Here is a 25,012-nt window from a genome sequence, read left to right as displayed (position 1 = left end):
CAAAGGGGCTGCCGCGACGAGAGCGACGGTGAACATCTTCTTCTCGAATGCGCACCGCATCGGGGAACAACTCTAGCACGGGCAATCTCCGCGTTGGGGGGGGGCACCATGAAGCGAACGAGCGGATCTCATGTGGCCACGGTCCAGCTGCTTGATCGGTTTCCACGGGCATTGCGATTCGGCGTGCTATGCGTGTCTTCCCTCGTGCTCGCCATCTCCGGCGTCTCCGCCGGGGAGATTCAAAACGACCAGATAGGGCTCTCCACAAACCACGTCTTCGAGTCGGCCCTCCAGGGCGAGAACGTCGACGTGATGACGGGGAACCTCAACTTGACGATTCCTATCGGTCCGAAGTACATGGTGAATGACCACTTCGGCTACCAGATGACGCTCTACTACAACTCGAAGCTCTGGGAGCACGACTGCACGAGCATCGACCCGCACACTGTTTGCTCGGGTACGCTCGTCGCCGACGACACGTACGGGTTAGGATTCCGACTCGGGTTCGGAAGAATCTACCAACGGAAGAGCGTCCCGGCCAGTGTGAAGGACGACAAGTCGTTCGTGTTCCGGTACCAGGCACCGGACGGTGCGGAGCACTTCTTCTGCGATGTTGGTGGGCACCTCTGGGACATAGACAACGATACGAACGCCCATGGCGAGGAGCGATGCGTTAGCGGCTACACGCTGGACGGCACCGGCATCAAGATCGATCACATTACGACGCCCACCGAGTACTGGGAAGTTCTTCCGGGCGATGGCACGAAGATCACGTTCGGGGCGCACAACGTCAGCTCGTCCATCGGGTGGTACGCGACGAAGATCGAAGACGTGAGTTATCCCGCCCAGAACGTGACGATCCAGTACGCGACTTATGGGGGAAGTGTGTTCCCGCCGGAGCTGGCGTCTGTGACCGACAGCCTCGGCCGCGTGATCACGTACACTCCCGGCAACCCTGCCACGCTGAGAGTTCCCTCGTTTGCGGGATCGGAGACACACGATTCGAACCGGAACGCGACGTACTCGTTCACGTTCTCGAGCGACCAGGTGTACGACCCCGTAGACACCAATAGCACCTGGCAGATGAAGAAGTTCCTGACGAAGATCTCCTACCCGCTCCTGAATCCCTCCGCAGAGTATTACGGTTTCAGTTATTTCGGACCGGGCGACGAGCTGAATGCGGGTTACCTCACGGGTAGGCACCTTCCGACAGGAGCGGATATCGACTACTACTACGCCTGGTATCCGACCAACCCGAAGCGGCCCTATCACATGGAGCTCTTCTTCAAAACACTGTTCGCCGACGGCAGGAGCACGCCGGGAGGCCGAACCTATAAGTGGAGCTGGTCGCGGTTCGGGGATGGCGTGATTCGCAGCCCCGAGGACATAATCAACCCGGCCCAACGTGGGATCTTCCCGGCCTCGAACCCGCAAGAAGTCAAGGTCCTCGACCCGTTCGATAACCTCACAGTGTACTGGTTCGGGCGGACGCTGTACGGGGACACGGGGTGCAACGCCTATGGCGATTGCGCGAGTGGATGGGCAGACGGGCTGCTGTACTACATCTTCTACTACTCGGGCGCTGAGAGTGGAGACACGCGGCTGGTGAAGCACGTTGACTATTCTTACGATTATGCCGGAAGAATGTTCCAGTACCGGGTGCCGCTCTGTGGTCCGGATTGCACATGGCCGCCGGATATTTACTCGATCGCGGTTGACCCCAGAACGACGGAGGAACGGACGACATACGCAGGCGATGGCGCGAATCCGGAAGCGACGCGGAGGGTGGTGTACAGCGAATGGACGAGCGGCTGCATCTCGAAACCCAAGCAGGTTACCGAGTACGATGGCGAGCTTCCGTATCGGTCGACCTGGACGGAGTACGAGTCGACTCCGGAGTACCACGATGCCCACCGGTTCGTGGAGGTGCGGAACGCGTCTGGTGAGGTGGTGAGCCGCACGGACCGGCATTTCACTCTAGACCACCTGGACTGCGAGATCGTCCGTAATGGAACGATCGGGGCTGACCGGCTCGCTTGTCCTGGCAGTCTGACTTACGCCGGCGATGTCGGCACGACGTACTCTTACGATAGCGCGGGGAATCTCTCTTCCACTACGGAGCGGGGCGGTGATGACGGAGCGTCGTGGACGGCCTCGTACACCCACTGCGCTGGCGGCTATCTGTGCGGGAAGCAATACGGCGGGATCACCTGGAACGCGCTCGACCGAGACATCGATTTCAACACCGGCTTGGTCATCGCGAGTCGCGATCCGGCCGGAACGGAAACGACCTACGACTGGGACGACCTGGGGCGGCTCAAGTCGATATCACCCGTGCTGCCAGAACGACCGACCACGATGTACTACCCGAGTTTGCTGCAGACTTCGGTTACGCGGGAAGTGGCGTCAGACGACTTCACGCAGATCACGTACGTCTACGACAACCTGGGGAGGCAGATCGAGACGCGACGGCGAGATCTCGTGGGCTCGAGCGTGTCACCTCCTTCGCTTGATTTCCAGAAGACGCAGTACGATATCGAAGGACGGGTTCTTTGCAGGTCGGATTGGGCGGACATGGGCACCACGGATACCGACCTGAAGTGGACGAAGTACAGCTACCTACTCACGCCCCCCCCAGGCAGTCTGACGTGCGACGAGGCGACGCACGTGGACCCAGTCGGCCGTGTGCACAAAGTCGAGAGGCCCGATGGAAGTAAGGTGGAGACAGACTATGCCGGTCTCGCGACGATGGTTACGGTATGCGGGCTAAATCAGGATCCGGCATCCGGGACTGCAGCCTGCGGAATGACAACAACTCGAGTGAACGATGCGCTTGGTCGTCTCGCCAGCGTAACCTCTCCGGCCTCCGCGGCGACCGCGACGTACACGTATGACGAACTCGATCACCTCGTCGAGGTCAAGCTCATCGATCCGGCGCACCCAACAGTGATGCAATTGCGGGAGTTCACCTTCGATCCGCTCGGTCAGCTCCGTCGAGCCACCAACCCCGAGAACGGCACGGTTGAGTACCTGAGCTACGACGCGCGGGGCAACCTCCTTCAGTTCCGAGATGCCAGACAGAGCCTGTTCGTGAATACCTATGATGCGGCGAGCCGCCTTACACAACGATCGATTCGACTAGGCGGCGGCGACCAGACCTTGGTGGAGAACACGTACGACACCGAATTCGGAGAGGGCTCGGGTGCGGTAAACGGCAAGCTCACTCGGCAGCGGAGTTTCAAGCTGGTGAACGGTCTATCGGCCCTCGTCGCCGATCAGCAATTCGGCTTTGGGCCTCCCAATGACTCGTCCCCATGCGACAGCGAATACAAGGGGCTCAATGGCCGCCTGGCGTGGCATCGCCAGAACCTCGAGCCGTGGTGCACGGATGTCGTGACCGAGTACTGCCAGGATTCGATGGGCCACGATTCCCTCGTCGCCTATCCAGATTTTAGCGGATCGGGGCGCACGCGGAGCCGCGTCATAAATCAGTTCAAGAACGGCTTCCTGTGGGAAATCCACGACTGGGATCGGAATCTGGAATACTTGCACGACGTGTCTTACGATCCGAGCGGAGACGTTACGGAGATCGTTCGTGGCAACACAATCCGCGACACGATCGACCGCGACGTGATGAGCCGCCCCAGCCGTATCAGGGTGCTGAGTAGCCTGTCCCCGGTACCGCATCCGCCAATCCGTCCACCATCGCAGGTGCACCCGCGGCCAGTAGGCGATGGCCCGGGCCTTCAGGTCGGAAGAGAGAGCAACGATCCGAACGAGATCGCCGCAGAACAGGCGCTATCGCCATTGTGGGACACAGGCGTCTATGCCTACGACGGCGCGGGCAACGTCAGGTCGATAGGGAGTACATCGTACCAGTACGACGGAGTGAATCGTTTGGTACAGGGTCCCGTCGCGGTCACTCCGTCCGTCATCAATCCCTCCGTCTCATATCGATACGATGCGTTCGGCAACTATCTTGGCTGGCAAACAAGCGGATACGATTATCCCCGGCACACGCTCACAGTCGATAGCGATACGAACCGCGTTTCGCAGCAAGAACAGGTATACTGGCCAGGCGCATGGCCGGTGGTCCACACGTTCTGGAACTACTACTATGACCAGAACGGCAATATGGTCTCGCAAGTGCGAACGACCGGCTCGTCCGGACCCACCGATACGCTCGGGTTTACCTACGACGTCCAAAACCGACTCGAGGCGGTGAGCAATACCGTGACGGGGACGATCGGAAGCTACGACTACGACGCGGACGGTTACCGGGTCCGATCTGAAACCGATGGGGCCGAGACGTTCTACCTCCGGGATCCGTCGGGCCAGGTTCTTAGCGAGTTTCGTCGGACAATCGGCGACACCGATTCGCCCGTTTGGGACAAGGACTACGTATACGCATTTGGGAAGGTATTCGGGCTCGTAAAGAACGAGGTGCCACGTACACTCGCAGAACCTTGGGCGGAGCAAGTCACCTCGACAGGACTCACGCTCAAGTGGAAGGCAGGTCCTGATCCCGATATCCTCGGATACGTCGTGCAGGCGGCCTATCAGCAGACTCTTGAGTACCATGCGACTACCTTCGATTACGAGATCACCGATGGCTCGATGACGCTAACGGACACGTTTCCATTTGAGGCGGGTACCGAGACCAGGGTCACGTACACGGTTATGGCAATGGACACGGCCGCCAATGTGAGCGATCCGTCGCCGGCACTCATCGTTCACCCAGGCGCGGCAAATGGCCCACCCACGCCGACCGGGTTGACGGCCGAGGCGGGAGACCGAAGGGTACAGCTTTTGTGGAACGCCATCACCGCGGAAGAAGTTGAAGACATCCGCGGTTACTACGTCGATCGCTCCTCTGGGGGTGCGTGGGTTCGATTGACGAGCTCCGTCGTGGGGCAAGCCAATTACCTGGACGTTCAGGTTTCGAACGGGACGACGTACTCGTATCGCGTCTGGGCGGTCGATACGTCTGGGCGGCTGTCATCGTCGCCATCGACGACTGCGTCAGCGAGGCCTCATGATACAATTCCCCCGGCGAAACCGGTTGGGGTGGAAGCTGAAGCGGATCGAGAGACAGGAAAAATCAGGCTCTTCTGGCGGGCGGTCCTCGACCCAGACGTCGCGAGCTACCTGATCTACAGGAGCGAGACGCAGGGTGTAGTCGGACCTCTCGTAGCCACGAGAGCGAAGACCACGGCGGATCCTGAACAGTATGTCGATCCGGTGACCGAGGGAGCGACCCACTACTACCGGATCGGGGCGCTTGACTCCTCCGGGAACGCGTCTGAGCTCTCGGGTGAGGTCTCGGCGAGGCCGCGGCGGGCGGACATTTCGGCGCCGACTCTGCAGTCGGCGGTATACGGGGTAGACCAAAAGGGTACGACGAGTATCGATGGCTATACGTACGATCCGCCACTTGGGCACACGAACCCAGATGGTTGCAACGTGGATTCGGAAGATGACGACGTCATTCAGGTCGTCGTCACTTGGACGGCGACGAATTTAGCCGAAGGTTATCGGGTCTACCGTGCGGAAGGAGCCGGGGGACGCTTCTACGAGATCGCGGAAGTGCCGAACAGCGCAACCTCGTACCCGGATACCGACGCCTCGGCCGCCGACTACACCTACTACGTGGTCGCCACCAAGACGATCGGTGTCGTCAAAGAGGAGTCCGGTGGCTCTGGTACCATCGAAGCGACGGACTTCTTCTCGACCAACTCCAGCGTCCGAAACCTGCAGGCCGATTACGGAGTCGGCGAATACGGCACCTACAACAATGCCAGCCGATTGGTGAGACTCTTCTGGTCGCGCGTGCCGACGTCCCAACTGGTCGGTTATCACGTCTACCGCCGGTGCAAGCTGTTTGATTACTGCGGCTTTGGGGGCCCTCAAGAGCATCGCGTCGATGCGTTCTCGTGCGAGCCCACCTGGGTACGGCTCACGGACGGCCCCGTATCTGACAATCTCCGGGTATTCGACGACCGGACGATCGGAGGGCTGAAAGGCTGCTACGACTACGCGGTTCGACCCGTCGGACCGGACTTCAAGGAAGGCAATGTCACGAAGATCCTCGAAGCAAACGTCTCACCGCAAACCGACCTCTCCGGCACGTGCCTAGCTGGGGGCTGGGACGAGTACGATCCGACCTGGAATCAGCCCGACTGGAGCAACGACAACGCCATGGCCCGCATTAACGGGCAGCCTCGAACCTTGGCACCGGATTACGTCCAGGTTCATTGGTACGAGAAAGCCGCCCTCAACTCCCAGCAGCCCTCAGTGTACGTGTGGGTGACATGGGACCGTGTTCCGACGCGGAATTGGCCAGACCTGGCCGGATTCTACATCGAAGTCGCAGGCTCCGACAACGGGCCCTGGACGCGGGTGACTCAGCATCCGGTGGCGTGGTGGGAGAACCACTGGGCGAGCATGGGAGAGGACGTCAAGCTCTCGATCTACAACGCTGGTGTACACGACTGGGTAAGCCAGTATTACGGCCACGCACGCTGCCTGCGCTTCCGAGTGATCTCCGTAGACGAGAGCGGGACCGAATATTGGCCGGCCACTCCTAGCTCTTCGAGCTATTACTGGGATTGGGTTTCGACGTATCCCTCGGCGACCTGCAGTAGCACGCCGACGCCCACCGCCCCCGAGAACCTCCACGCGTCGACAGCACAGGCAGCGACCCCCTGCTCGACGAAGTTGGAGTGGGACCCGGTCGATGGGGCGAGCAAGTACAACGTTTATCGGATGGTCCTGATGGAGGGATACTACTTCTATCGGACCCACATACAGACCGCGACCGTCACCGTCGCACAGCACGAAGCGAGCGGAACCGAGGAGTCGTACATCGAAGCAGGCGAGCAGGACAATCGGAACTACTACACTACGACCGAAAACACCTGTCCCTTCTGGCAAGGCGTCGGGGACACGACAACGTACTGCACTACGGGGCACCTAGAGGCGTACTACGTGACGGCGGAAAACGCAGTGGGCGGGGAATCACCACGTTCCAACGTGGTGTTCTGGAACTGTGCTGGCGATCTGGGATACTCTAGACTGTGGACGCCAGATCATGAGACGGGAGACGAAGTCCTGCTCGCCTCAATGGGTGCCGGCGCGATGAACGGGCCGGTGTGTAGCGAGACCCCCTTGCTATTCAACGATCGAGTCGGCGGGCTTCTCGGCCTCGAGGGCCACGGGTTGCCGGACGCACCAAGGGCCCAGGACTCGGCGATCGGTTCACCCAAGGGCAGCGCGGGGTCGATGCCAGCGGTCGCGCCATTCACGAAGCTGGGGAGCTTCCCGGACCCGCCGTGGGCGCTGTATGATCTGCACACAGATCACTTGGGCTCGGTGAGGCTCGTAACCGACGATGAAGGGAACGTGATTGCACAGCACGATTATGTTCCCTTCGGCGACGAAGTCCCCCCGCAGTTGGACTACACGACGCATATGTTCACCGGGCATGAGCGGGACGCGGGGACAGGATTGGATTACATGTTGGGTAGGTACTACGCAAGCGTCCTAGGACGTTTCGTGAACGTCGACCCTACGACTGACAGCGTCGACGTCCAAGACGCCCAGACTTGGAATCGCTACAGCTACGCTCGCAATAACCCCATGCGCTTTATCGACCTCCTCGGCGAGGCCACAATTGACGCGCCGACGACGTACCAGGCGGATGTCGACGAGAGCAAGATCAGGGACCTGACGGGATCCTATTACAAAGAGGGGGCGTGGATTGTGGATATGGGGCCACCAGTATGGAACGACGACACATGCGAACTTGATATCACGTACAGCCCCATTGTGTTGTTCGAAAAGGGACTCGATCCGGCGCAGCAACCCGAGGTAAAGGCTCACGAAGACGCTGGTGTTGCGGGTTACTTCGAGGTCCGCCACGAAGAGGGCTACGACGATCTCGACCAGAAACTCACGAAGATACGGAACAAATATGTCGAACTAGGAAATAAGAGTGGCTGGACACCGGAGAGATCGTTCTCGTGGGCGCGTTGGAAAATGGAGTGGGAGTGGGCACGTGTGAGAAACCTGCTCGCGAAGAAAGCTCGTCAGAAGCATGACGAACTTCACAAGAAAGAAAAGAAAGCAAAACCAAAACCGAAACCACAACCACAGCCGCCAACGCCCCATTGAAGAAGTTGAGGGCGCGATGCGCTTTGCGCAGCGAAAAGTCCTGGCCATGGGTTGGAGGAGGGACGATGAAACACAATAGCATCGCACCGATCCGAGTCTTGATTTGCCTCTTGCCTGTGGCCTGTGTGGTGGGCGCTGCTATCTCCTGCGCAGGGAGTCATCGATGGCGAAACGATGCTCCCGGCATTATGGCTGGATGCGGCACTCCAGGCCCCGTGGTGTCGGATGTAGTTGCAAGCCGACGGGAGTGCGTGGAGAAGGCGCTAAATGATTCGCTACACAATATCGGTTGGGCTTGTGCGACGCCGACGGGGGGAGCTTGCGAGCTATTCGCGCGACGGGTCGATCGGCCAAGCGCAGTATGGCTGAGCACGACCCGGGAGCAGTATCTTCTTGTGATTCTCGGTGACCTAAATGAATCGTCGACGAGACTCACGATCGCGCTAACGGAGTACGATCCGTCGCGTGACTATGGGACTTCTCGAATTCTCATTGAGCCCTCGCGGACGAGCGAGGAGTTTCGAGGGGTTCTGCAAGAAGTAAGGGAGGATTGCTCGCAGGATGGTGTACCGCACGAGCGAAACCTCGATGCTCGTTGAATGGCCTCTTGGAAGCGGGTACGGCGAGGATTCGGCTGCGCGGCTCGGGGGTTGTCCGTGATCCGCTGGCTCCGGCACGATCGGAGGCCTGCGGAACGGTCGGGTGGGCACACCGGACCTCGATCTCGACGCGGGGTCCTGGCCGGCCACGGACCCGGGCAGCCCTGTCGCATGAATCGCGGTCGTCGGGACCAGCGAATGCGAGCCGAGGGAGCGAAGCGGTTGTCAACCCCAATTAGAAATGTCGTGTTTTCTCCAAAGTAGAAGTGTCGGGTGAGGGTGCTCGCCCGAGGACGGCCGTCCTTCCGAGAGCGGCCGTCTGTCTTTCGGCGAGTCTGATGAGGCGCTTCTCTCGAAGGGAGAGGGGGCGGCTCGGTCGTGGGCTCTTGTCTCGCTCCCGTTGTTGTTCCCTGATGTGGCGCAGTACTGCGCCAAGCCGCTTTTTCTCGATGACCGCTGCGGGGGGGACGCGCTGCGTGCGGTCGCAGAAGACCCTGTAGGGGAGCCGGAGGTCACCGGAGAGGATCTCCACGCGTCCGTCGTCGTGCTCGAGGACGCGGCACTTCTGGCCGCGCAGGGAGAGGGTTTCAATTCCTGGATCGACAAGGTAGGTGACGCGCTTGTAGGTCACGGCGAGGTTCTTCGTGAGCCGGCGCTCTTCCTGCCATGTGAAGATTCGGTCCAGGTCCTCGTCGTCGCGAACGGCGCGATGAGCATCGTGAGGATTCAGGGGCTCTCGGGCAAAGCGCTCGTTATAGGCTTTCATGAACGTGGGTAGATACCGGTTACCCGCCTCGGGCGTCGCGATTTCCCGTAGGCGAAGCTCCTTCACCAAGCGATCCTGGAGTGTCTGGTGGGCTCGCTCGACCCGACCCTTTGCTTGCGGGGAATTGGCGCAGAGGATGTCGATGTTGAGCTCCGCGAGCGCGCGTCCAAACTGGGTGATGCTGGCCCTGTTCGGCGCCGGCCGCTGGCCCGTGACCCGGAAGATGCTCGACTTGTCGCTATAGAACGCCACGGGCTTGCCGTATCGCCTCAAGTACGTCTTCGTGGACGCGAAGTAGTTGAACGCCGACTCCGACTCGACGAATCGAAGTTCCATCAACCGACTCGTCGCATCATCGACGTACACCAGAAGCGCGCACTTCGGACCGCGGCTCTCGAACCAGGCGTGTTCACAGCCATCGATTTGAACGAGCTCACCGAGGCACGAACGCCGGTCGCGGGGCTGGTGGGGGAGACCGCTTCGCCTCGCTCGGGGGATCCATAGACCGGTCTCGATCATCCACGTGCGCACCGTCTCGATCGAGACCTTGACGCCATGGAGTTCGACAAGCTTCTCGCACGCCAGCGTGGGCCCGAAATCGGCGTAGCGCGAACGAACCAGTTCCACGATGTGCTCGCGAACGGCCGCGGGCGTGCGACGGTTGCTCGGTCTTCCACGTTTCCGGGAGACGAGGCCGGCTGGACCGTGCTGCCGGAGGTTCCGGCACAGTCGCTGAACCTGGCGGACGGTCAGGTTGAGCTGCTCCGCGGCCTTCCACTGGGAGAGACGTCGCTCGATGACTCGACCGACGACCTCGAGGCGATTCAACTCTCTGTGGCTCATCGTCAGGTTTCGCTCCAAATTCATGTCGACCTCCGGGTCCCACCAGGGTCCCAGAAGGCGACATCTCTAAGTTGCGGAAACCCGACATTTCCACATTGGTCCTACAGCGGTCTGTTCTCCGTCCTGGATTATGTAAACCAGAGAGCTTCTCCTCGCAACTTGCTGAACATGCCGCTGTTAGCCTTGCTGCCTCGACCTGAATCGCGTTTGTGATTCGTGACTTTCTGGGGATCTCGACCCAACCCAAAGCATACAATCCGGTTCGTTGTCGCCACCGACGGCTACGGATCGTGGTGGCGGCGAATCTGTAAGTACAGAGGCCACAGGCGGTTGGCGGTGGCGCCGGAGCTGGGTGCTTGCAAGTAATGTGTCATGTGATTATTGCCGCTATCGTGGAGGTTGTCGGACGGTTCTCGCTATTCGTTGGACATAATTCGATTGATTCGTTGTCGTCGGTCGATGGCGACCATTATCTATTGACAGACGCGCGGGGTTGGGTGCACGCTTCCTCCATGGAGGGGGAGGCCCATGCCCAAGCCTCACGCCAAACGCCGGTTTCTCGAGGAGGTCGGTGCTTTGCATCGCGCACCGGAGCGCGTGCGTGCAGCGGTGTTCGAGGAGCACCGGTTCTTCGACCCGCTCGACAAGGTCCAGGTCAAGTACGAGATGTTGCGGGCGCACGCGGTGGAAGGGCGCAGCGTGATGGCCGTCTCGGAGGAGTTCGGATTCTCTCGGGAGACCTACTACACGGTGTTGGAGGCCTTTCGGGCGCATGGCGTGCCGGGGCTCGTGGACGGGAAGGCAGGGCGGCCGGGGCCCTTGAAGCTGACGGACGACGTGGTGGCGTGGGTCCAGGCGCTGCATCGACGGCAGCCCGGGCTCAGCGGACGGGAGATCTCGGAGCGATTGGCCGAGGAGAGGGGCATCGAAGTCCATCGTCGCTCGATCGAACGGCTTCTCGTGGCGGCAGGAAAAAAAAACGGCTGACGAGGGAGAGCACCCTCCCGGTCTGGCGCGGGCGGTTGCCTTACCGCCGTTTGCCTCGGCCGGTGGCGTGGCGCAGTCGCGGTACGAACGCCTCAGGGCCTACATGCTCACGGAACCGGTGGAGCGTCCACGAGTCAGTCCGGCCCAGTTCGATCTGCGCCGGTCCCATCGCTTCGGACTGCTTGGGCTCGTGGAGCACACCTGTCGTTGGGCTGCTCCGAGCGATTGGGAGATCGAGATCGTCCCGATCGGGGCGGAGGATGCCGAAGACCGGATGGATCGGCTCTGTGCGCTTCTCGCGGCGATGGTAGGGCACCCGCAGGGAGGGGAAGATGCGGCGAGCGGCGTTGTACGTGAGGGTATCGACCGAATTGCAGGAGAAGGAGCAGACGATCGAGAGCCAGCTGGCCGCGGTTACGCGGTTCGCTGAGAAGAACGGTCTGCACCATTCGCCGGCTTTGACGTACGCGGACGACGGGTACACGGGGACGCGACTCGACCGGCCCGGATTGGACGAGCTGAGGGATCACGCAAAGGAAGGGCGATTCGACGTGGTCGTGGTGCTGTGCCCGGACCGGCTCGCGCGTCGTTACGCCTATCAGGTGCTGCTCCTCGATGAGCTGAAGCGGGTAGGGGTGGACATCCTGTTTTGCGAGCGGCCGATCAACGACAACCCCGACGACCAGTTGCTGCTGCAGATTCAGGGGGCCATGGCCGAGTACGAGCGGGCCAAGATCCTCGAGCGGTGTCGTCGCGGTCGCCTCCACCGGGCGCGGCGAGGCGAGTTGGCGCCGCCGGCGGTGCCCTACGGATACACGTACGCCGCGAGGAAGTACGGGGGCGACGGGCAGATTCGGATCCACGAGGAGGAGGCCGCGATGGTGCGGCAGATCTTCGCGTGGTACGCGGACGAGGGTGCCTCGCTGTACGGCGTTCGGCAACGGCTCGACGCCTCGCCATGGAGGATGCGGAGAGGGAAGAGCCACTGGTGTCCGGCGATCGTCCGCAGCATCCTCCGTTGCGAGTGGTACGTTGGGCGGGCATACTCCAACCGCCAAGTGATGCAGTTTCAGGAGCGTCCCGTGGGCGACGGTCGGGCGCGGAAGATCATTCACACCGAGCGACCGCAGTCGGAGTGGATCGTCGTACCGGTGCCGCGGATGATCGACGACGATACCTTCGCACGGGCGCAGCGGCGGCTGAAAGAGAATCTTCAATTCGCCGGGCGCCGCCAGTACCCACAGCGCATGTACTTGCTCAAAGGGCTGCTCAAGTGCGGGGCCTGCGGGCGATCGTACTCGGGGTATGCACTGACCAGGACGCCGAAGCGGCACGGGTTTCTCGAACATCGCTACTACATGTGCCGCGGGTACGCGGGCGCGGTCACGGGCGCCGAGCGTTGCCAGAACGACCGTCTGTTGGCCGCGGGAGTCGAAGAGATCGTGTGGTCGACCGTCCGGGACCTCCTGGTCGACAGCGATGCCTTGATCGAGCACCTTCGGTCCTGGCTGAAACGCACGACGGCCGATCCCACCGGTACGGAACGGCTGCACCAGGCGACGGCCCGGCTGACCGAGGCGAGACGGCAGCGGGAACGATTGATCGATGCCTACCAGGGTGGGTCGCTCGGTCTGGAGGACCTCGGCCCCCGGAAGAAGGCGGTCGAGGAGCGGATCCTCGCGGCGGAAGAGGAACTGGCCAACCTCCAGTCGTGGGCGGCCCGGCGGGAGCTGGCCATGCGGCAAGCGGAGAGCGCGGAAGCGATCGTAGCCGAGCTCCGGACACAGCTCACCGACGCAAACTTCGAGACCCGGCAGAATATCCTCCGGCTCGTGGTCGAGAAGGTGGTGGTCACGGGACACCGCCTTGAGATCCACCTGGCCCTGCCAGTGTCAGGAAGTTGTGGTTTGGGTTGGGTCTGCGGAGCCAAGTCTCCGTATTACAAATGGTTTTCAACGTCAGATCCAATAACGAGGAGTTGGGTGGCCTCCGGGACCGGAGGTGCCCCACTCGGGGCCGGCCCTGCAGGCGTTCCCGCGACGTCCGCTGCGCCATTCGGCTGTCGCCTCGTCCGCCGCCTGGGCACGCACGTCCACCGCGCTGATCGTGATCGCCACCCCGCCCGTTTGACCCCATCCCGTTCCTTACCAAGCCGGAAGCCGCCGGACGCTTTTCGCTTGACTCGCGCCTCCCCGACGAGTAATTGACATTCCAGTACGCATTCGGGGGGCTCCCATGCGAGACGTAGTCGTGCGTCTCACGCTCGCCCTGGCCGCCGTGTGGATGGCTGCGTCCACCGCCTCCGCCCGCGTCCTCACCTTCGAGGAACGCGTCAAGGCGCAGGATGGGATCGATCGTGTTTGCTGCTCAGATCAGGTCGGCAGCATTGAGTTGCTCTACCGGCTCCCTTCGCTCCGAGAGACCTTGACGGAGTTCGATGCGCTGTATCGCTTTCTCGTACCGGTTCGCCTGGCCGGCCGCCAATACGGCAAAGGCACTCGGGATTCCTACCTCGACCCTCCGGGAAGGGCCCACTCGGGCTACGAACGCGTCCACGGCGACTATCAGAGCGTGGCCGAGCCTCGGGCGAAGAACTTCGCCGGGGGCTCTCCCGTGGCAGACGTGGGGTTGTCCCCCATAAGCAGGACCGTTCCACCGCGGACACCCCAGGATGGACCGGGTGGACCGATCCTCGTGATCGCCTCCTCCATCAACCCGTTCACTTACTATTACGCCGAGATTCTCAGGACGGAAGGGCTCGATGAGTTCGCTGTCCTGGGCATCGCCGACATCACGCCGGCCGTTCTCGCGGACTACGACATCGCGATCCTCGGCGAGATGTCGTTCACGACCGCGCAGGTCACCATGCTCACCGACTGGACGAACGCTGGCGGGACCCTCGTGGCCATGCGGCCGGACGCGCAGCTCTCCGGGCTGCTCGGCATCACGCCGGCGGCCGGGACGCTCTCCGACAAGTACCTGCTCGTGGACACGACCTCGGGTCCGGGCCTGGGGATCGTCGGGCAGACGATCCAGTACCACGGCACTGCGGACCTGTACACCCAGAGCGGAGCGACCGCGGTCGCGACGCTCTACTCGGACGCGACGACCGCGACGGCGAACCCGGCGGTCACACTGCGCGCCGTGGGCGAGAACGGCGGGCAAGCGATCGCGTTCACCTACGACCTCGCGCGTTCGGTGGTCTACACCCGCCAGGGCAACCCGGCGCGGGTGGGACAGAAGCGCGACGGCCAGATTCCGCCGATCCGCTCCGACGACCAGTTCTTCGGCAACGCGTCGTTCGACCCGCGGGCCGACTGGGTGGACCTGGGCAAGGTCGCGATTCCGCAGGCCGACGAGCAGCAGCGTCTGCTCGCCAACGCGATCACCCTCGGCAACCTGCACCGCAAGCCGTTGCCGCGATTCTGGTACCTCCCCAAGGGCCTCAAGGCGGCGATCGTCGAGACGGGCGACGACCACGGCGACGCCGGCATGCAGCCGCGTTTCGACACCTACATCGGCGAGAGCCCGGCCAACTGCTCGGCGCCCGATTGGGAGTGCGTGCGCGCCACGGGCTACCTGTACGTCGGATCCACGTTCACGGACGCGCAAGCGCTCTCCTACACCAACGCTGGATTCGAGGTGGCGCTCCACGTGAACACCGACTGCGTCAACTTCACCCAGGCGCAGTACCAGGACTTCATCACGAGCCAGATGGCCACGTTCCACGAGCGGTTCCCGAGTATCCCGTTGCCGGCGACCAACCGGAACCACTGCGTCGCGTGGAGCGACTGGAGCATGACCGCCGAGGTCGAGGCGCAGAACGGCATCCGATTCGACACGAACTACTACTACTGGCCTTCGAGTTGGATCCAGGACCGCCCCGGTATGTTCACGGGATCGGGGTTCCCGATGCGCTTCGCGAAGCTCGACGGGACGATCATCGACTGCTTCCAGGCGTCCACCGAGATGCCGGACGAGTCGGGCGAGACGTTCCCCGCGTTCTGCGACGCGCTCCTCGACAGGGCCACCGGGCCCGAGGGGTATTACGGAGTCTTCACCACCAACATGCATTTCGACCACGCGAGCCACGCGGGCTCGAACGCGATCGTCGCGTCGGCACAGGCCCACGGGGTGCCGGTGGTCTCGGCCAAGCAGATGCTCGACTGGCTCGACGGGCGGAACGGCTCCTCGTTCGGGAACATCACCTGGAGCGGAGGCGTCCTGGGATTCACGGTCTCGGCGGGCGCCGGCGCCCGGAACATGGAGGCCATGGTCCCGACGGCGTCGGCCGTCGGCGTCCTCACGGGAATCGTGCGCGACGCGGCGCCCCTCGACTTCCGGAGGGAGACGATCAAGGGGATCGAGTACGCGTTCTTCCCGGCGACCACCGGGAGCTACCAGGCAACCTATGCGCCCGACCTGACGCCACCCGGCGTCACCGAAGTGAGCGCGACGCCTCACCCCGACGGCACGGCAGCGATCAGGTGGACGACGAACGAAGCATCCGACTCGCGCGTCGACTACGGCACGGCGCAAGTTTCGCTCGCGCTCAACGCGAGCGATGCGACGCTGGTGACGAGCCACAGCATCACGCTCGGCGGCCTCTCGCCTGCCACCACGTACTACTACCGCGTGACGTCGAAGGACGCGGCGAACAACTCCGTCACGGAACCCCTCGTGACGTCGGATCCTCTCAGCTTCGCCACGCCGGCGCAGATCTGCTTCACCGATGCCACGTCGGCCGATTTCGCCGCGGGCACGACCGGCGCCTCGACGGCCGTGGCCGAGACCGGCGACGGGGAAGTGATCCTGGCGCCGTCCGAGGGAGCGGAGTTCTCGGGGACCAGCATGCCGGCCGGCTGGTTCACCTATCCCTTGACCGGCGGCGGGGCAACCGTCTTCGGGGGCGTCGTCGTCGTGGACGGTGCGCGGATCAATACATCGCGCGTCGGCGACCTGACGCCGGGTGGCGGGCCGCGCTACGGGCCGGGGCGGGCCCTCGAGTTCGACGCGACGTTCGTGGCCGCACCGTGGCAACATGCCGGCTTCGGTGGCGGAAACGACGTCCTCCCCGACGGGATGTTCGACATCTCGCCGTGGGCGATCTTCAGCACGGGCAGCGGGGGCGCCAGCCTGCTCGCGCGCACTTGGAACGGTGGTTCGTTCCACGACGTGGACCTCGGCGCGAACTGGCTCAATGCGCGCCATCGCTTTGGGATCGAGTGGCGGACGGACGGCTTCGTCGACTTCCTGATCGACGGAGCCCTCGTCTCGTCGCACAGCGGTGCGGGTTACGAAGCGATCACGACGGCGATGCGCCCGGGAGCGAGCGACTACAACAACGGCGGACCGACACTGACGTTGGACTGGATTCGGATGAGTCCCTACCCTGCGTCGGGAACCTATGGGTCCCGGATATTCGACGGCGGAACGGTGCGCAACTGGGGAGCAATCACGTGGACGGCCGATCTGCCCGCGGCGACCGGGCTGTGGATCTACGTGCGGACCGGCAACACGTCGATGCCCGACGGGACCTGGACGCCGTACGTGCTCGTGCCTTCGTCGGGATCGACGATCGGCGGCGCCTCGCGCTACCTGCAGTACCGCGCCGACCTGAGCACCGCGGATCCGGATCGGACGCCGGCGCTGCGGGAGGTATCGATCTCTTGCGAGACGCTTCCCGACCTCACGCCGCCGTCGGTGGCCGCGCGCTCGCCGTCGCCGGGCGCGACCGATGTCCCCGTGGGAACACAGGTCGTAGTGACGTTCAGCGAGCCGATGAACGGCGCGACCCTCACGGCGTCCACGGTGCGGCTGAGAGCGCAAGGCGCCGCGATCGACGTGTCCGCGACGGTGACCCCCTCCGGAGCAACCGCCGCGCTGACGCCCATAGCACCTCTGATGTCCGCAACCGTGTACACCGTGACCGTGGAGCACATGGTCGAGGATCTGGCCGGCAACGCTCTCGGCGCCGACGACGTCTGGACCTTCACGACCGCCGTCCAGGTCTCGTGCCAGACCGACACGACCGCTCCGGATTTCGCCGCAGGAGACGCCGGCGGCGGAACGTACGTGGCGCAGACCGGCGACGGCGAGGTGACCTTGGAGCCCGCATTGGGCGAAGAGTTCTCGGGAACGGCGGTTCCGACGGGGTGGTCGAGCCTTCCGTGGACCGGCGGCACGACCACGATCTCGAACGGCGTGGCGACCGTGGACGGGGCCTACTTCCGGGCGAACGCGGTCTACGCGCCCGATCACACCCTTGAATTCTCAGCGACCTTCGGCGCGCAGACCTTCGAGCAGGCCGGATTCGCCGTCGCGTTCAACGGCGGCGAGCCGTGGGCGATGTTCAGCACGGGGCCCACGACGGGTCAACTCTACGCTCGGACGAACAGCGGCGCATCGTCCCACGACGTGCTCAATCCCGGAAGCTGGGTCGGGGCGACCCACAGGTTCCGGATCGACTGGGGTGCCGCGAGCGTCGTTTATTCCATCGACGGAGCCGTCGTCCATACCGAAACCGCGAACGTGCCGACGACGAGCATGCGGCCCATGGCGAGCGACTACAGTTTCGGCGGACCGGTCATCCGTGTCGACTGGATGCGAATGAGCCCGTATCCCGCCGCCGGCTGGTTCGTGTCCCGCGTCTTCGACGGGGGGGCCGGGGCGACGTGGCAAACCCTGACCCCGAGCGGCGACCTACCCGAAGGAACGGCGTATGCGTTCGAAACTCGCACCGGCGCGACCCCGACTCCCGACATCTCCTGGTCGTCGTTCGCCGCGGTGTCCGGCACTTCAATCCCGACTCCGATCGGCCGCTACCTCCAGTACCGGGCGACGCTGACGACGACGAGCGGGGCTGCAACCCCCGAGTTGGCCGCCGTGGCGGCCTGCGGGGTCAACTGCGTTCCCGTCGATTGCGACGACGGCGATCCATGCACCCAGGATTCATGCAGCGCTGGGGTGTGCGCCCACTCGCCGATCGTATGCGTGGCTTCGGATCCGTGTCACCTCGCCGGCGTCTGCAATCCGGAGACCGGCGTCTGCTCCAACCCGGCGAAAGCCGACGGCTCCGCTTGCGACGACGGCAATGCCTGCACGCGGAGGGACGGCTGCCAGTCGGGTGTCTGCACCGGTGCGGACCCGGTGGTGTGCAGGGCGCTCGACCCGTGCCACGACGTCGGCATCTGTGATCCGGCCACGCGTGTGTGCTCGAACCCGGCGAAGGCCGACGGTGCCGCTTGCGACGACCGCAACGCTTGCACGGCAAACGATGTCTGCACCGGCGGAACCTGCGGCGGGACACCGGGCGACACCTGCCCATCGTTCGTCTGCGGAGAGCACGAAGGAGCCGACCTCCAGATGCAGCGGGAACGGTGGTTCACGAGCCACCGACTCGATCCGAACGGCCGCTTTTCACCGGACGCGCGGAATCTCGCTCTCGCGCAGATCGACGAGAACGTCCGCAAGGGTATTTTGCGCACGTCTCAAGTGCGCCGGATCCCCGGAGAGAGCTGGATGCCCATGGGCCCTGCGCCGCTCTTCAGCGCCGGAAGGAAGTGGGTGGGGCGGGTGACGGCGATCGCGATCCATCCCACAAATCCGAACGTGGCCTACATCGGAGGGGCACGGGGAGGTGTCTGGAAGACCACCGACCACGGCGAGAGCTGGACACCGCTCACCGACGGCCAGGCGTCGCTCGCGACGGGGGCGCTCGCGATCGATCCGCGCGATGCGGAGATCGTCTACGCGGGGACGGGCGAGTCCAACTTGAGCGGCGACAGCTACTACGGGGCCGGAATCCTCAAGTCGACGAACGGAGGTACGACTTGGGCTCTGGTGGGCCAGGAGACGTTCGGGGGCACGAGCGTGAGTCGCATCATCGTCCACCCATCGGATTCGAGCGTCCTCTGGGCTGCCAATACGGATGGATCGGGGGGCTTCATCCCCAGCGTCCCGCCTCGACCCACTGGCTGGAACCCGTGGGGCGTCTGGAAGTCTGCCGATGGCGGGCTGAGCTGGAACAGGGTTCTTGGCAACGTCCAGACAGGCACCGAGACCACGGAAACCAACGACCTCGCGATCGACCCCGACGACCCGGACACGCTCATAGCCGGCGTCTATAACGCCGGCGTCTGGAAGTCGACCGACGGCGGCTCGACCTGGACGCAGAAGACGGCGGGATTGCCGTTATCGTCCGCCATGGGGCGGGTGGCGCTCGCCATCGACCCGGCCGAGTCGGAGACGGTGTACGCCGTCTTCGAGAGCATCACCGACCAGCGACAGCTCGGCGCGTACAGGAGCGACGACGGCGGCGAAACGTGGACCTCGCTACCCAACATCGTTCAAGGCAGCTCGTCGTGCGAGGGAAACGTCCTTGATGACATCTGTACGTACGCCGGCCCCGGCGCCGGCTTCTGCAATTTCGCCCTCGTCATCGCGGTCGCGCCGGACCAATCGGTATGGCTCGGCGGCGTCGGGCTCTGGAGTTCCGTCGACGCCGGGATCACTTGGACGAGCGTCTGTCCGGATCCGGTGCACGTGGACCAGCATGCTCTCGCATTCCGGGGAAACGACGTCTGGCTGGGGAACGATGGCGGCGTCTTCACGACTTCGGACAGGGGCGCGACGTGGACCAGCCGCAACGGCGGCGGCCTGGCGCTCACGCAGTTCTACCCCGGCGCTGCGGCCTACTTCGGGAGCCCCATGGAGATTCTTGGCGGCAGCCAGGACAACGGCTCCCTGAGTCACGAGGGCTCGCTGTCCGAACCCACGTGGTACGAAGCGATGGCGGGCGATGGTGCTTTCCAGGCGATCGACTTTCTCTCACCGGCAACGCGATTCACATCAACCGAGAACCTCTGCGTCTCGAGAACGACCAACGGCGGAGCATCCTGGACGCAGGCCGATAACGGCCTGGAAGACGCCGCGAACCGGACCCGCACGGCGTTCATCTCTCCGCTCGTGATGTGTCCGAACGACCCGCGGATCCTCATCGCGGGCAGCAGAACGGCCTGGCGCACCGCCGATGGCGCAAGCAACTGGTCGCGCGACAGGGACGGTGATCTTCCGGATGGGCAATTGATACAGGCGATGGCCTTCGCTCAATCGACCGGCGACTGCAATACGTACTTCGCGGGGACCGACAAGGGACGCGTGTATCGCCGAACAGCGCTGTTCGGCGTGTTACGGGAATGGGACGACATCACCTCGACACTGCCCGTCAATCCGGCCGGAGGGGGAATCAACGACATCGCCGTGGACCGGAACGCCGCCGGGGTCGTGATCGTGGGGCTCTCCGGATTCGGCACGCGCCACGTCTATCGCACGACCAACGCCCTCGCGTCACCCGCGGTGGTGACGTGGGCCGCGATCGACCCGGGAATCCCCGATAACCCGGTCAACGCGGTGCTCATCGACCCGAACGACTCGAGCATCATCTACATCGGAACGGACGTCGGCATCTTCCGCAGCACGGATGGAGGAGTCACCTGGGGAACTTTCATGCTCGGCCACCCGAACGTGGCCGTCTTCGACCTCGTCGCCAGCCCCCCCGCGCCAGGCAGCCCCACGGATATCCTCTCGTTCACCCACGGACGGGGCGTCTATCGGCTGGCGACCAACAACATCTGGGGCGGCCCCGACGTGATCAGCGATGGAGGGACCTACGGCCTGGCGCGGGATATCCAGTGCACCGACTGCGTGAATGCCTGCGTCAACATCACCGCGAGCGACGTCGTGCTGGACTGCGGCGGAAGGACGATCATGGGGACCGCGCCTCCGTCCGTTCCGAATTGCGGTATCGGCGTGAAGGTAGCGGCCGATGCGAAGAACGTCACCGTCCGGAACTGCGTCATTCGCGACTTCCCGCGTGGGGTCCACGTCGTCGCCGGAGCCGATCACCAAGACAGTCTCGTCGAGGACAACATGATCGAATCGTGCTTGGATCAAGGAGTCCTCTTGGATGGCGATTACGCCTACAATACCGTCGCCAACAACACGTTCGAGGACAACGAGACGGGCGTCTGGATCCACTCGAGCTGGAACACCATCACCGGGAACACCATTCGGGACAGCCATTACGACGGTGTCGTCATCGACCGATCCTCCTACAACACGATCGTCAACAACTTCGTTCGTCAGAGCGGAGTGGATGGAATGACCATCACCGCTCTGTCGGGTGGCAACGCCATCTACAACAACTACTTCGACGAAGGAACGAACGTCTTCTTCTCCATGTGGAACCTGGGCGTTCCGACCGTATATTGGGACACGACCCCAGAGGACGGAAGCCGGATCTACTCTCCCGGATCCAAGATCGGCGGCAACTACTGGACCCGCTATTCGGAGGTCTGCGCCGACACGGACACGGATGGGTTCTGCGACGATCCTTACTACTTGGAGGACCATGGCTGTAACTGCAACGTCGACCGCCACCCGCTCAGCGACAAGTATCGCTGTCCGGACGGCACGACCGTCGGAGCATGCTCCATTCAGCGACCGCTCTTTTGTTCCGCGAGCGGCCCGTTGGAGGATTGCACCGTGTGCGGATGCCCCGGATTCATGAGGTGCACCGGAGATGGCAGTTGCAAGGTGAGAATGCCTCCAGTTGTCTTGCCACCTCCCGGGGATCTCAAGCCCAGAAGACGAGGAGGTCGAACCGGATAGGCCGACCGCCCGAGTCGGAGCGAGGGGCTCGCCGGTAGGCGATCGAGCTGTGCCGTAGGGCCCGACCTCCGAAGGTCCGTTTCTCCGAAAATGCGTACGTCGACCGGCGGATTCAGGACTGGTAGGGCGCTGTTCAAGAGGGTTCCAATGAAGCTCCCCTCGGTGCGGTACCTCATCGACAACGCAGCGCAGGCCTTCCTCCGCTTCCCTTACCCCCTTGTCGTCGCGGCTTCCGCGTGCCTCCTTCTCTGGTGGCTGGTGGGCCAGCATGACCTCGACCTCGCCTGGTTGAAGCTGCTCCTGACCCTGTCGCTGGGCGTCCCGTTGACGTTCTCCCTCACTCTCATGAAGGAGAGGCCGCCCTTCGCGAAGCGGGTCCCCTCCATCGTCTACGGGCCGCTCGGATTCCTGCTGATGGGCGTGCTGCTCGTCACGCTGTACCGGCACCACGCCCCCAACTTCTCGATCTACTACTTCCAGTGGCTGGTCCCTTCCGTCGTCCTGGTCTCCTTCGCGGCGTACTTCGGATACGGGGAGACCAACGGTTTCTGGCACTTCAACGAGCGCCTCGTGACCCGGGTCCTGCTGTCGGGGCTCTACACCCTGGTCTTCTTCGCCGGCGTGTCCGTGGTCCTGCTCTTCCTCGACAAGCTGCTGGGCGTGGAAATCAAGCCCGAGGCTTACGCGCGGCTCTGGATCTTCGCGGCGTACGTGTTCCTTCCCTGGCACTTCCTCGCGGGCGTCCCCCGCGACTTCGGGGAGCTGGAGCGGGACGGCTCCTACCCGAAGGCCGTCAAGGTCTTCGCCCAGTACCTGCTGGTCCCGCTGGCCACGGTCTACTTCGCCATCCTGTACGCGTACCTGGGCAAGATCCTCATCACCCAGCAATGGCCCTCGGGCTGGGTCGCATGGCTCACCACGTCGGCCTCCATCCTGGGGCTCGTCACGCTCCTGCTCTTCTTCCCCGCCAGGGATCGGGAGGGAGAATCCTGGATCGCCAAGTACTCGAAGGGGTTTTGTATCAGCGCCCTGCCCCTGCTCGGAATGCTCCTCGTCTCGATCTACAAGCGCACGGACCAGTACGGGCTCACCGAGCGCCGCTATTTCCTGGTCGTACTGGCCCTGTGGCTCGTCGGCATGTTCCTGTACTTCATCTTCTCGAAGCCACCGGACATTCGCTGGGTGCCCGCCACCTTCTGCGCCGTGGCGGCGCTGACCTCCTCCGGTCCCTGGGGCGCCGACGACGTGTCGTTCAGGAGCCAGAGGGCGCGGCTCATGGGCCTGCTGGAGAAGAACGGGATGTGGGTCGCCGGGAAAGCCGTGAAGGCCGGGAAGGAGGTGTCGTGGGAGGACCGCAAGCAGATCAGCGCCTGCCTGGACTACGTGGGCGAATACCACGGATTGATGCGGCTCCAGCCGTTGTTCCGGGAAGACCTGAGACCCGCGGCCGACAAGCTCAAAGGGCATTACGGGAACACCAGCGACGCCACGGTCAAGGTCATGGGTCCTCTGGGCGTCGAGTACGTTGCGGCGAGGGCTGCCTCCCCGGGCGATGGGAAGCATTTCAGCTACAAGGTGAAGCGCGGCGAGCCGCTGGACGTGGAGGGGTATGCGACCGTATACCGCTTCGACTACTTCTACGGAGGGACGTTCCAGCCCTGCCCCACCAAGGGAAATCAGGTGACGGTCGTCTCCGGCTCGACCACGGCGATCCGGCTCTGCAGGGAAGGCGCGGGGCAGCTGGGTCCGCCGCTGGACGACATGCTGAGGCGTTTGGCGAAGAAGTACCCCACCGGTGGCTCCCAGGAGGACGTGCCCCAGGAGCTGATGACGACCGAAGGAAACGGAATGAAGGTCTGCTTTCAATCGCTGAACGGCGGTCCGAAGGGGAAGGAGAAATCGCCCGCTACCATCGACGGAAGCGGCATCCTCCTCCTGAAGAGGCGATGAGGGCTCCCCGCGGGTTAAGATCTACCCGCGGGCCTCGGGCCGGAACGACGCAGGCCTCGGGCGGTCGGGGAGGAATCACATGCGGTCAATTCTTAGAAGCATCGTAGCTATCGTTGTCGGTTTCGTGCTGGCGAGCGTCGTCATGATGGTGGTCGAGTCGATCAACGGCCACCTCCTCTATCCCGAGATGGGCAAGCTCGCGAGGGGCACGACGGACCGGGAGGCGATCCGAAGCCTCTTCGCAAGCGCTCCTGTCGGTGCCCTCCTCGTCGTGGTCCTCGGCTGGGGCCTCGGCAGCCTGGCGGGCGGTTTCGCCGCGGCCTGGATCGGCAAGCGGTCTCCCGTTCTCCATGCGTTGGTCGTCGGGGGACTCCTCACGCTGGCAGGCATCGCTACCAACCTGATGTTGCCTCCCCCGCTCTGGTTCTGGATCGCAGGTCTCGTCGTGTTCCTCCCGGCGGCCTGCGCCGGTGCGCGGGTCGCTCCCCGGAAGGCGGCGTAGTGGGCCGCCTCCCCGGGCGGCAAAGAACATTCCTCCCGGAATGAGCCCATTCGCCTCGGCCATGGCCAATTCGTCGAACCGCTTCGATGGAATCGATGGAGGTATCCCGTCGATGAAGTACCACCACATCGGGATTCCCACGCGGACGCCGCAACGCGGGGAGACGTACCTTGCGAATTACGGGGTGTTCTGTACCGATCACGAGAGCAACCCTTTCGGCATTCAGTGGATGCGGTACGAAGAGGTTTGTCCGCTCCCGGAGCTGGTGAAGACGGTTCCGCACGTGGCGTTCGAGGTGGACGATCTGCAGCGGGCTCTCGCCGGGCAGGAGATCCTCATCCAGCCGAACAGCCCTTCGCCGGGTGTCCTCGTGGCCTTTGTCGTGTGCGATGGCGCGCCCGTCGAATTCCTGCAATTCCTGAAGTGAAGAGGGGAATCCACCTCCGATCCTCGAATCAGACCTAGCCCCGCATCCCGGTTGGACGGGCGGAGCACTCCGGCGTATGTTCCGGAGCAGCAGGT

General features: G+C 63.5%; 7 protein-coding genes and 1 pseudogene. 7 read left to right on the top strand and 1 reads right to left on the bottom strand.

Going from position 1 to position 25,012, the window contains the following annotated elements:
- Positions 1–108 precede the first annotated feature (108 nt).
- Positions 109–8,172 (top strand): RHS repeat-associated core domain-containing protein, encoded by an 8,064-nt coding sequence (locus LAO51_01505; GenBank protein ID MBZ5637412.1) that lies wholly within the window; start codon positions 109–111, stop codon positions 8,170–8,172.
- 981 nt (positions 8,173–9,153) lie between these two features.
- Here the strand turns inward: LAO51_01505 and LAO51_01500 are convergent.
- Positions 9,154–10,404 (bottom strand): annotated as a pseudogene (locus LAO51_01500) (ISNCY family transposase).
- Positions 10,405–10,908: 504 nt separating this feature from the next.
- On the opposite strand from LAO51_01500, the gene LAO51_01495 reads away from it, so the two are divergent.
- From LAO51_01495 to LAO51_01470, 6 genes are all read left to right on the top strand, one after another.
- The gene (locus LAO51_01495) at positions 10,909–11,367 is read left to right on the top strand and encodes a helix-turn-helix domain-containing protein (GenBank protein ID MBZ5637411.1); all 459 of its coding nucleotides are present in this window, start codon (positions 10,909–10,911) and stop codon (positions 11,365–11,367) included.
- Positions 11,368–11,699: 332 nt separating this feature from the next.
- Positions 11,700–13,574: a recombinase family protein gene (locus LAO51_01490; protein MBZ5637410.1), complete on the top strand. Its 1,875-nt coding sequence runs from the start codon at positions 11,700–11,702 to the stop codon at positions 13,572–13,574.
- A 28-nt stretch (positions 13,575–13,602) separates the two neighbouring features.
- Positions 13,603–22,038, top strand: a complete 8,436-nt coding sequence (locus LAO51_01485; protein ID MBZ5637409.1) for an Ig-like domain-containing protein — start codon at positions 13,603–13,605, stop codon at positions 22,036–22,038.
- 147 nt (positions 22,039–22,185) lie between these two features.
- Positions 22,186–23,988, top strand: a complete 1,803-nt coding sequence (locus LAO51_01480) for a DUF4153 domain-containing protein (GenBank protein ID MBZ5637408.1) — start codon at positions 22,186–22,188, stop codon at positions 23,986–23,988.
- A 79-nt stretch (positions 23,989–24,067) separates the two neighbouring features.
- Positions 24,068–24,490: a hypothetical protein gene (locus LAO51_01475; GenBank protein ID MBZ5637407.1), complete on the top strand. Its 423-nt coding sequence runs from the start codon at positions 24,068–24,070 to the stop codon at positions 24,488–24,490.
- Positions 24,491–24,602: 112 nt separating this feature from the next.
- Positions 24,603–24,917: a hypothetical protein gene (locus LAO51_01470; protein MBZ5637406.1), complete on the top strand. Its 315-nt coding sequence runs from the start codon at positions 24,603–24,605 to the stop codon at positions 24,915–24,917.
- Positions 24,918–25,012 lie beyond the last annotated feature (95 nt).

It is taken from the genome of Terriglobia bacterium, from assembly GCA_020073205.1.
Classification (GTDB): domain Bacteria; phylum Acidobacteriota; class Polarisedimenticolia; order Polarisedimenticolales; family JAIQFR01; genus JAIQFR01.
This window is presented reverse-complemented; position numbering and strand designations above follow the sequence as displayed.